The organism is Microbacterium hydrothermale (genome assembly GCF_004854025.1).
Lineage (GTDB): Bacteria > Actinomycetota > Actinomycetes > Actinomycetales > Microbacteriaceae > Microbacterium > Microbacterium hydrothermale.
In genome coordinates this window covers 17062-27393 of record NZ_STGM01000014.1, presented here as the reverse complement: position 1 = coordinate 27393, position 10332 = coordinate 17062, and the positions used below count along the sequence as shown (strand labels likewise).

Annotated in this window: 9 protein-coding genes; 1 reads left to right on the top strand and 8 read right to left on the bottom strand. The window is 71.4% G+C overall.

Annotated features, from left to right (window positions below; translation table 11 throughout):
• The first annotated feature begins 152 nt into the window (after positions 1-152).
• A complete protein-coding gene (locus tag FB047_RS16730) occupies positions 153-1613 on the top strand; it encodes a mannitol dehydrogenase family protein (protein WP_136588338.1) in 1461 nt (486 codons plus the stop codon).
• A 12-nt stretch (positions 1614-1625) separates the two neighbouring features.
• Here the strand turns inward: FB047_RS16730 and FB047_RS16725 are convergent, their stop codons facing one another.
• The 8 genes from FB047_RS16725 to FB047_RS16690 all read right to left on the bottom strand — a co-directional run bounded on the left by FB047_RS16725 (position 1626) and on the right by FB047_RS16690 (position 10321).
• The gene (locus FB047_RS16725; protein ID WP_136588337.1) at positions 1626-2762 is read right to left on the bottom strand and encodes an alpha/beta hydrolase family protein; all 1137 of its coding nucleotides are present in this window, start codon (positions 2760-2762) and stop codon (positions 1626-1628) included.
• Positions 2759-3685 (bottom strand): hypothetical protein, encoded by a 927-nt coding sequence (locus FB047_RS16720; RefSeq protein ID WP_136588336.1) that lies wholly within the window; start codon positions 3683-3685, stop codon positions 2759-2761. Before FB047_RS16720 ends, FB047_RS16725 begins: the two co-directional genes overlap by 4 nt.
• A complete protein-coding gene (locus FB047_RS16715; protein ID WP_136588335.1) occupies positions 3679-4140 on the bottom strand; it encodes a hypothetical protein in 462 nt (153 codons plus the stop codon). Before FB047_RS16715 ends, FB047_RS16720 begins: the two co-directional genes overlap by 7 nt.
• Positions 4141-4162: 22 nt before the next feature.
• Positions 4163-4762 (bottom strand): helix-turn-helix domain-containing protein, encoded by a 600-nt coding sequence (locus FB047_RS16710; RefSeq protein ID WP_167494280.1) that lies wholly within the window; start codon positions 4760-4762, stop codon positions 4163-4165.
• A gap of 292 nt (positions 4763-5054) precedes the next feature.
• Positions 5055-6509, bottom strand: a complete 1455-nt coding sequence (locus FB047_RS16705) for an aldehyde dehydrogenase family protein (RefSeq protein ID WP_136588333.1) — start codon at positions 6507-6509, stop codon at positions 5055-5057.
• Positions 6506-7441 carry a dioxygenase family protein gene (locus FB047_RS16700; protein WP_136588332.1) on the bottom strand — a complete coding sequence of 312 codons (936 nt, stop codon included), beginning with the start codon at positions 7439-7441 and terminating at the stop codon, positions 6506-6508. The genes FB047_RS16705 and FB047_RS16700 overlap by 4 nt, the downstream gene beginning before the upstream one ends.
• A complete protein-coding gene (locus FB047_RS16695) occupies positions 7434-8528 on the bottom strand; it encodes a maleylacetate reductase (protein WP_136588331.1) in 1095 nt (364 codons plus the stop codon). The genes FB047_RS16700 and FB047_RS16695 overlap by 8 nt, the downstream gene beginning before the upstream one ends.
• On the bottom strand, positions 8525-10321 hold the full coding sequence (locus tag FB047_RS16690; protein WP_136588330.1) for an FAD-dependent oxidoreductase: 1797 nt from the start codon (positions 10319-10321) through the stop codon (positions 8525-8527). Before FB047_RS16690 ends, FB047_RS16695 begins: the two co-directional genes overlap by 4 nt.
• Positions 10322-10332: the final 11 nt, after the last annotated feature.

Sequence of the window (10332 nt, the reverse complement as noted above, 5' to 3'; positions counted from 1 at the left end):
GCCTGATCCCGGATGCCGGGACCCCCGCCCCCACGCGGAGGCCCCGGCATCCACCCCCCACCCTCCCCGCGTGAGTCGCCAGCTGTTGTCGCTTCAGACCCCCTCGAAGCGACGAAACCTGGCGACTCACGCCACGCACCCCGGAGTACCGCATGACCGACCTCACCGCCGCCGCCCTCCCCTCCCTCGCGGCGAACGTCTCCGTTCCGACGTACGACCGGTCGGCCGTGCGCGCGCGCATCGTGCACTTCGGCGTCGGCGGCTTCCACCGGGCGCACGAGGCCATGTACCTCGACCGCCTGCTCGAGGCCGGACACACCGAGTGGGGGCTGTGCGGCGTCGGGGTCCTCTCCTTCGACGCGGCGATGCGCGACGCCCTCGCCACTCAAGACGACCTCTACACGCTCGTCACGACCGCCCCCGACGGCTCCTCCACAGCCCGCGTGGTCGGCTCGATCGTCGACTACCTCTTCGTCCCCGATGACCCCGAGGCGGTCGTCGCCAAGCTCGCCGACCCCGACACCGCGATCGTCTCGCTCACCATCACCGAGGGCGGCTACGGCATCGACGACGCGACCGGCGCCTACGCCCCGCGCGACGAGGCGACCCTCGCCGACCTCGACGGCGAACTGGCCCCGCGCAGCGTCATGGGTCTGCTCGCCGAGGGGCTCCGCCGGCGGCGGGATGCCGGCATCCCGGCGTTCACGGTCATGTCGTGCGACAACATCCAGGGCAACGGCCACGTCGCCCGTGCGGCACTGCTCGGGTTCGCCGAGCGACGCGACCCCGAACTGGCCGCCTGGATCGCCGCGAACGTGGCGTTCCCGAACTCGATGGTCGACCGCATCACCCCCGTCACCACCGACGAGACGCGCGCCGCCGTCGCCTCGGAGTTCGGCATCCGCGATCGCTGGCCGGTGCGCAGCGAGTCCTTCGAGCAGTGGGTGCTCGAAGACCGCTTCCCCGCCGGCCGCCCGCCGTTCGACGAGGTCGGCGTGCAACTGGTCGACGACGTCGAGCCCTACGAGCTCATGAAGCTGCGGCTGCTCAACGCCTCGCACCAGGCGATGAGCTACCTCGGCATCCTGTCGGGTGCGCACTACGTGCACGAGGTGTGTACGGATCCCCTGTTCGTCGACTTCCTGCAGGGCTACATGCACGACGAGGCGATACCGACGCTGCGACCGGTTCCGGGCATCGACCTCGACGCCTACTGCGACCAGCTCATCGCGCGCTTCGGCAGCGAGGCGATCCGCGACACCCTCGCACGTCAGGTGGTCGACGGCTCCGACCGACTGCCCAAGTTCCTGCTGCCCGTCGTTCGCGAGCAGCTCGCGTCGGGCGGGCGCATCGACCATGCCGCCCTCGTGCTCGCGGGGTGGAGCGTGTTCCTCGAGGGCCGCACCGAGACCGGGGAAGAGACCCCCGCGGTCGACAGCCGCCTCGACGAGCTGCGCGCGATCGTCGCCGACGACGCCGAGAAGCTCCTCGACTACGCGCCGGTGTTCGGCGACCTCGGGCAGAATCCCCGCCTGCGCGACGCCTACCTGGCGGCGCGCGCGGCTTTGGCCGAACACGGCGCGCGCGGAGCGATCGCCGCGCTCTCCGCCTGACCGACCGACGCGTCAGACGCGCGGTCGGTTCCGCAGGAAGCCCGTGATCGCCTCGCGGAAGCGGACCGGATCCTGGTTCGCCTCGTTGCAGTGCCCGGTCGCGTCGAACGCGACGAGCTCGGCATCCGGATGCCGCTTCACGTACGCGAGCGATCCGCTCACCGGCACCACGGGGTCGCGCAGGCTGTGCACGATGAGCGTCGGCACGGTCGGTGCCGGCCGGGGGCCGTCGACCCAGTTGAGCGCCGGGGCGTCGACGGCCTCGATGAGTCCCAGCGCCCGCGCGCCGATTCGACTGCCGAGGATGCGCATCGAGGCCCCCGCGATCGAGCGCGGCAAGCGGGCTCCGGCGACGGCGTTCTCGACCACCCGCGTCCAGTCCAGCGCCGGTGCCACGAGCACGAGGGCGGTGACGCGGTCGCGGTGGGCCGACTGCTCGAGGGCGAGCATCGCGATCGTCCCGCCCATCGACCACGCGACCAGCACGATCTCGCGCGCGCCCTGGGCGACGGCGTAGGCGATCGCGTCGTCGACGTCGCGCCACTCGCGCGTACCGAGCGTCGAGGGCAGGGCGTCGGCGGGGGCGCACTCCTCGTCGCCGGCGTAGGACACGACGAGCGACATCCAGCCCGCGTCCGCCGTGGCCGGGGTCGAGCGCAGGGCGCCGTTGCGGCTCGAGCGCAGGCCGTGCACGTGGATCGTCCACCGCCCGTCGGCCGTGTCGCGATCGCCGATCTCCCAGGCCTCGGCGACGCCGCCGCGGCGCAGCGGCACCGACACGTGGCGGGTGGGCCCGACGTCTTCGGGGGCGCCGATGCTCTGCGAGGTCCAGGTGGCCACGGCCTCCCCGTCTGCGAGCCCGTCCGGACGCGAGGCGAGCTCGCGCACGACCCGGTCCTTCCCGATGCGCAGCGGTTCGCCGACCACGACGTGACGGCCGTCGTCGAGCCAGAGCCCGTAGGTGCCCGGTTCGCGGCTCTCGAGGGTCGCGGGCACGGTGACGGTGTCGCCGGCGACGGTGATGGGGGCGTATACCTTCGGCGCGCGCGGTGCGATGAGCCGGCGAGCGACGTAGCCGGCGAGCGCCTCGTGGGCGACGGCGACGGTCGCGGCGGCGACACCGGTACCGATGGCGAGGGATCGGATCATGGACGTACTCCCGTGGTTCGGCGGGTGAGGTGGGCGTCGATCTCGTCGATGAGCGCGCGTTGCGCGGGGCTCAGCGGCGATGAGGTGGCGATCGCGTCGTCCTCGACGGCGACCCGGAGGGCGTGCAGGCGCGTCTCGACGACGGCGTCGGCGGGCACCCCCGCGAACGAGCGGACCCCGCGTTCGCGCGCGACCGGTTCGAGCCGCGCGAGGAGGTCTTCGCCGCGGCGACGGATCGTCGTCGATGAACGGGATGCCACGAAGATGCCGATCACGAACGACACGACGCCGAGGTAGAACAGGGGGTCGAAGAGCGCGCTCACGACCGCGTCCGGCGCGAAGAACCGCGAGAGCGTGAGGTCGACGATCTCGCTCACGCACCCGAGGACGATGCCGACGGCCCCGACGCGGAAGAACACGCGCGGTTTCGGCAGCGAGGGGCGGGCCGAGCGGAACAGCAGCAGGCCGACGAGAGCGATCCCCGCCATGTGCAGCACCCCGTACGCCCATGCGCCGGTCGAGGTCGCGGCCAGGTTCTCGAGGAAGAGGAACGACGACGACCCCCGCTCGGGCACCGCGACGAAGAACACGACGGCGAACAGCGCCGCGAGAGAGGCCGGGAACCACCAGCGCAGCGTCCGGATGCGCGCCGTCACGGGGGCCGTTCCGGCCTGGATGCCGAGCCACAGCGCGACCATGGTCAGGACGTTCTGCACGAGCTTGAGCACGTTGGTCCCGCCGAGCAGGCCGTCGAGCAGTTCGAGGGGGACGACGGTGCCCTGGGTCAGCAGGGCGATCGAGCCGATCAGGGCGGCGAACCACGCGATGCGCGCGCGCGGCTGGCGCCAGGCCACCCGCGCCCGCAACGCGACGACCAGCAGGAGACCCGCGAGAGCGACGTCGATGAGGATGACGGTCACCACGACGACTCCGCCACCCTCGGCGACGCGTAGAGCAGACGCGCGATCCGGTGGGCGACGTGCTCGGCCACCAGCTCCGCCTCGTACTCGGGCGTGCTCAGATCGGGGTTGTCGTGCGGCGAGACCGAGGAGCGCTCGTGCAGCGATCCCGCGCAGTGCGCGTCGTCGAGGAGGTGCCCCAGTTCGTGCGAGGCGGCGAACTGCCGGTAGACGGGGGCATCCGAGGCCCGCACGTGGATGCTGGCCTCGCGACGGTCGCCGAACGAGGTGACGAAGCCGGTCAGCGTCCCCCAGCCGCTGGTGTCGGTCTCGGCGACGATGCGCAGCCGTATCCGCAGGGCCCGCTCGACCGCTTCGACGACCTGTTCGAAGGTCATCCCCGGCGCGAGCTCGGCACGGCGGACGGCGCGATCCGCGCGCGCTCGCACGCGGGCGAGCACCTCATCCGCCTCCGTCACCGCCGTCCCCCCTCACGGCTGTTCATGTCGCGGGCGGCCTGCCTCGCAACGAGTGCGCGATCGCGCGCAGGGCGTCGGGCGACATCTCGCCCAGGGCGCGGAACTGGATGCTGCTGGCGCCGGCGTCGCGCATCGCCTCGCGCAACTCGAGTTCGGCGTCGGTGCGATCGGTCACGGCGTCGTCGGTGTAGTCGGTGAGGTACTCGGTCGGCACGTCCGCCCAGTGCGTGATGAGACGGAGCACCTCTTCGTCGAGCACGACGGTGTTGGTCGCGGCGGCGAGGAGAACCCGCGCGCTCTCGGCCGCGGCGGGGTCGATCTCGTGGAGGTGCGTCAGCAGGTCGCTCTCGCGCGCGGCCTGGCTCTCGACGAGTCGGCGGACCCGCGCGGCGACGGGGGCCGCCGGGACCCTCATCTCGACCCGCGGCGCGGAATCGGGGTTGGCGACCTCCTCGGGCGTCACCCCGAGGGCGGCGGCGAGCGCTTCGATGTCGTTCGTGTTGTAGGGCAGCGAGAAACCGGCGCGCGCCTGGTAGTAGCTCTTCGTCATTCCGGCGCGACGGAGCAGCTCGCCGACGGTGAGCCCTTGCGCCCTCCGCAGGCGATCCACGTTCGCCACCACTCGGCGGGAGTACCGCGAGGGTGGTCCGACAGCACCGCGACCCACTCTCCGATCGTAGACGCCGCGGGGGCACGGAGACGACGGACTGATCGTATTTACGACCAGTTGCCGGGTGCTAATTACGAAGCGCTGTGCTTTTATGGAGGAGACCGCGCGCGGGGTGTCCGTGGGGGAACCCCTGCGCGCGTGCGATCGGGGAGGCTTCCCGATCCGTCCGCGACGGGCGCGGCACCATTGGGGGGTGCCGCGCCCGTTCGCGTCTCCGTCGGGTCGTCGACCGCGATCGCGCGGGTCAGAACGGATAGGTCGCCACGTCGGCCTGCATCGTGACCCACTGGGTTTCGGTGAACGCCTCGATGTTGGCCTCGTGCCCGCCGAAGCGCGCTCCCGTTCCGGATGCGCCGACGCCGCCGAACGGTGCCTGCGACTCGTCGTCGACCGTCTGATCGTTGATGTGCAGGATGCCGCTGGGCAGACGATCCGCGAGCGCGTAGGCGCGGAAGGCGTCCTTCGCGAGGATGCCCAGCGAGAGCCCGTAGTCGCTCGCGTTGACGAGGTCGACGAGCTCGTCGACCGAGCTGAACCGCGTCACGGGGGCGACGGGACCGAAGATCTCCTTCTGGAAGGCGGCGTGCTCGGGGGTCACGTCGGCCAGCACCGTCGCCTCGTAGAACAGCCGGTCGTAGTGCCCGCCCGCGGTGACCCGGGCCCCGGCATCCGCCGTCTCGCGCACGATGGCGTCGATCTTGTCGCGCTGACGCTCGTCGATGATCGGGCCGAGGGGTGCGCCGGTCGCCGGGTCGCCCGCGGGGAGGGCCGCCGCCTTCGCGCTGAGGGTCTCGACGTACTCGTCGTAGATGCTGGCGTGCACGAGGTGACGCCCGGTCGTCATGCAGATCTGGCCCTGGTGCAGGAACGACCCCCACGCCCCCGCGGATGCCGCGGCGGCGACGTCGACGTCGCCGAGGACGACGAGGGCGTTGTTGCCGCCGAGCTCGAGGTGCGCGCGCTTGAGGAGCTGTCCCGCCCGGGCTCCGATGACGCGCCCCGCCTCGGTGGAACCGGTGAACGAGATGACGGGCACGGCGGGGTGGTCCACGAGAGCCGACCCGACCTCGACGCCGCCGGGCAGCACCGAGAACACCCCCGCGGGGACCCCGGCCGCCTCGAGCACCGCCGCGAAGAACAGTCCGCCGCTCACGCTCGTGCGGGGATCGGGCTTGAGCACCACCGCGTTGCCGAGGGCGAGGGCGGGAGCGATCGAGCGCGCCGACAGGATGCCGGGGAAGTTGAACGGCGAGATGACACCCACCACCCCCACCGGTCGGCGTCGACTGAGGCTCAACCGCGGACGCGCGGAGCGCAGCAGCTGACCGTAGGGCATCATCGCGGTCGCCGCGGCGAGATGGAACTCGTTGGCGACGAGCCCGGCCTCGAAGTGAGCCTTGCCCTGCGCGGATCCGGCCTCGTCGCCGAGCCAGCGCGCGAGCGTCTCGGTGTTCTCCTCGATGATGGTCGCGGCGCGGCGCATCACGGCGGCCCGTTCCTCGGCGGGCGCGGCCGCCCACGCGGTCTGCGCGCGATGCGCGGCATCCGCGCTCCGGTCGAGGTCGGCGGCGGTGGGCGCGGCCACTCGGGCGATCGTCTCGCCGGTGGACGGCGACACGACAGCCGCGGTGTCGGGAGTGCTCACCCACGATCCGTCGAAGTAGCGGCCCTCCCAGGTCTGCGGGTCGAAGAACGTCATCGGTCCGTCCCTTTCTGCGCCTCGGCGCGGGTGTTCGTCGGTTCGGAAGCGGGGGCCAGGACGATGTCGAATCGGGTCCGCGACCAGCTCCGCCCGCCCAGATCGCGGCCGTCCGGGGTCTCGCTTCCCGCGGCCTGCTCGGAGAAGTCCATGATCAGCGACTCCTTCACGCCGAACACCGAATCCCGGTCGAGCAGTTCGTCTCCCCGGACGAAGATGTGCGTGACGAGGGTCCGCATCTGCGCAGCCGACACCATGAAGTGCAGGTGCGAGGCACGCATCGGCGACCGGCCCACGGCATCCAGGAGCTTCCCGACCGGCCCGTCGTTCGGAATCGGGTAGGGCGTGGGAGTGAGACCCCAGAACCGGTAGCGTCCGTCCTCGTCGGTGTAGAGGTGGGCGCGCCCCGCGACGCGGTCGTCGCCGTACTGGACGTCGTAGAAGCCGTCTTCATCGGCCTCCCACACCTCGATACGTGCTCCCGCGACCGGGGCCCCCGCGGTGTCCGTCACCGTGCCCTCGACCCAGCAGGGTCGACCGGGCGCGCCTCCGGCGATGTCGCCCCCGTTCTCGATGAGCGGTGCGTCCTCGGTGAAGAACGGACCGAACACCGTCGCCTCGGTGGCGTCGCCGTAGGCCTCGTTGTTGACGGCGACGGTCTGCATCGAGACACCGAGCACGTCGGAGAGCAGGATGAACTCCTGTCGCCGCTCGTCGGTGATCCGGCCCGCCGCGTTGAGGAACGCGATACCGGCCGCCCATTCCTCCTCGGTCAGGCGCACCTCGCGCACGAACGCGTGCAGGTGGCGGGTGAGGGCCTGCATGACCTCTTTCAGCCGTACGTCGGGCGCCGCGGCGAACGAGTCGACGACGGTCTCGATCAGCTCCTCCTCGCGGGCGCGCTGCTGCGGCGACGGGGTGTGCTCATTCATTTCCTTCTCCTGTCCCGAGAGGTTCCGCCGGCGCCCCGACCCACGCGGCCGTCAAAAGGGACTCGAGGTCTTCTCGCGTCACAGGACGGGGATGCGAAGGCGGGACGACCGGCAGAACGAGCTCCGCCGCATCGCGGATGTCCTGCCGACGGAATCCGTAGTCCCGCAGGGCGACGGGCGCGCCGACGTCTCGACGAAGATCGAGGAGTCCGCCGAGGGGGTCCTCCGCCGAGAAGGCCATGCGCAGGCGCTGCGCCGCATCGGGCGCGAACGGGATCGTGAACGCCGTGACGTAGGGCAGCACGATCGCGTGCGTCTGCGCGTGCGGCAGTCCGTACGTCCCGCCCAGGACGTGGCAGATCTTGTGGTGCAGACCCGACCCGGCCGAGGCGAAGGCGGCCGCGGCGAGATACGTGCCGAGCAGTGTCTGCTCCCGCCCGGCCGGGTCGGCGTCGTCGCGCACGAGGGCGCGCATGCCCGAAGCCAGGCACCGCGCCCCCTCGGTCGCGAGCGCCGCATTGATCGGGTCCCGGTTGGGCGCCCATAGCGAGTCGATGCAGTGCGCGAGGGCGTTCAGTCCCGAGGCGACGGCCAGGTCCCGTGGCAGCGAGGCGGTGAGCTCGGGGTCGTAGACGATCACACGGGGCAGCACGCGGGGATCCGACCCGGTGGTCTTGCGGCCGTTCTCGGTCAGACCCCAGACGTCGGTGGCTTCGGATCCGGCGTACGTGGTCGGAACCGCGATGATCGGGATGCCCGTGGTCAGCGCGATCGCCTTCGCCAAACCGATCGCCGAACCTCCGCCGATCGCGACGACGGCGTCGACGCGCTCCTCGGTCGCCGCGTGTCGAGCCCGGTCGGCCACGTCGACCGGGACGTGCGGGGCGACCTCACTCCACTCCCGCGCGACGGGAACGGCGGCGCGGAGGGCTCTCGCGAGCTCGGCCTGCGACGGCGACGCGATCACCATGACCCGGGTCGCCCCCATCCGCTCGATCTCGGCGACGGTGCCGGTCAGCGCCCGGCCCGACGAGAAGACGACGCGAGCCGCCGGCGTGGTGTGGACGAACGAGACGGGGCGCGTCATCGCGACCTGCTGAGGATCGCGGCGAGGGCGGATGCGAGCACCCCGGCCGGGTCGCTCGAAAGGTGCGGAGCACGCCAGGCGACGATTTTGTCGGGTCGGACGAGCAGGGCTCCCTCTTCATCGATACCGCGCAGCCGCTCCCAATCGAAATACAGGTCCGTGTACGTCCGGCCCGGTCCGATGACGACCGCTTCGATCGGCACGCCCAGACGGTCGGCGACCTCGGGGACCGCGTTGGCCCATGCCTGCCCCGCGATTCCGGTGAACAGGGTGAAGCGCGAGCTGGGCGCCAGGTCGAGCGTCGAGCACGATCGGCGCGCGTCGCCGACCCATGCGTGCGGGAGCGGCGAGCCGGGGACGGTCGACGGCTCGTAGTACAGCTCCGGGTCGCGCGTCGGAGCAGGCCGGGAGGTTCCGTCCGGGACGACGGCGGACGACCGGTAGAACTGGCCCATCTCCACGCCGTGGGCGTTGAACTCGTAGTTCTTCAGCTCCATCGCCGCGGTGATCGCCCGACGCTTGGCCCGCCCGCGCGGGGTGTCGTCCTTGCGCTCCTCGATGAGGTCCCGCATCTCCTCCTCCGTCTCGGCGTCGGTGATGCCGAGCGCGGTGAAGAGCTCCCCGAATTCGCGCCCCGACTTGTTGGCCCGGAGGACGATCTGCCGGGCGACCGGCGCGCGCTCGGCCGTGTACGTCTCGAGGAGGGCCTCGCCCGCCTGTCCGCGGATCACCGCGGCGAGCTTCCAGGCGAGGTTGTAGGCGTCCTGGATCGAGGTGTTCGATCCCAATCCGTTGGAGGGGGGATGCCGATGGATCGCGTCTCCCGCGGCGAACACGCGTCCCTTCTGCAGGCGTGTGGCGTACATCTCGTTGTTCCCCCACAGGGAGGTCCCGGTGATGGTGACCTCGAGGTCGGGATCACCGATCAGGTTGCGGACGATCTGCACGGCCGCGGCCTCGTCGATGACCGGTTCCGGACCGTCGATGTCGTATCCCCACACGATGAGCCATTCGTTCCAGGGCCGCACCATGCGGATCAGGCCGGCACCGATTCCCCCGACGTTCGAGCCGGGCTGCACGACCCAGTAGAGAACGCTCGGGCGGTGGCCGACGAGGTGGTCGATGTCGGCGGTGAACGTGATGTTCATCGACCCGGCGATGTCCATGCGGCCCTCCAACGGGAGGTCGAGGTCGGCGACGACGCGCGACCGCGCTCCGTCCGCGGCGATGACGTACTTCGCCCTCACCTCGTACGGCCGTCCGGTCACCCGGTCGAGGACGCGCACGGTCACGCCCGCGTCGTCCTGGACATGCGACAGGTACTCGCTCGAGAACCGCGTCTGCGTCCCCCGCGCCGTGGCGTTGCGCACGAGGATCGGCTCGAGGTAGTTCTGGGGCACGTCGCAGTTGAGCGTCGGGGATGCGGCGACGTAGTCGGCGTGGCGCGCGGGGCTCGTCCCCCAGCTGAGGATCCGGCCGAGTTCCTCCCCGGCGAGCGAGGTGCAGAACACGGTGTCGCCGATCATCTCGTGCGGGGTCGAATCGGCTTTCACCTGATCCTCGATGCCCATGTCGCGGAAGAACTCCATGGCCCGCTGATTCGTGATGTGGGCGCGCGGGGTGTTCGCCGTCCACCGGTACTTCGTGATCATCACGGTGTCGATGCCGAGCGTCGCCAGCGCCAGGGCGGCCGACGCGCCGGCGGGGCCCGTCCCGATGATCAGCACATCGGTATGCACCACTCCGGCGTCCGGGAGGGCTGTGTCGGTGATGCCGTCATCGAAAACCGCCATGGGTCCGTCCT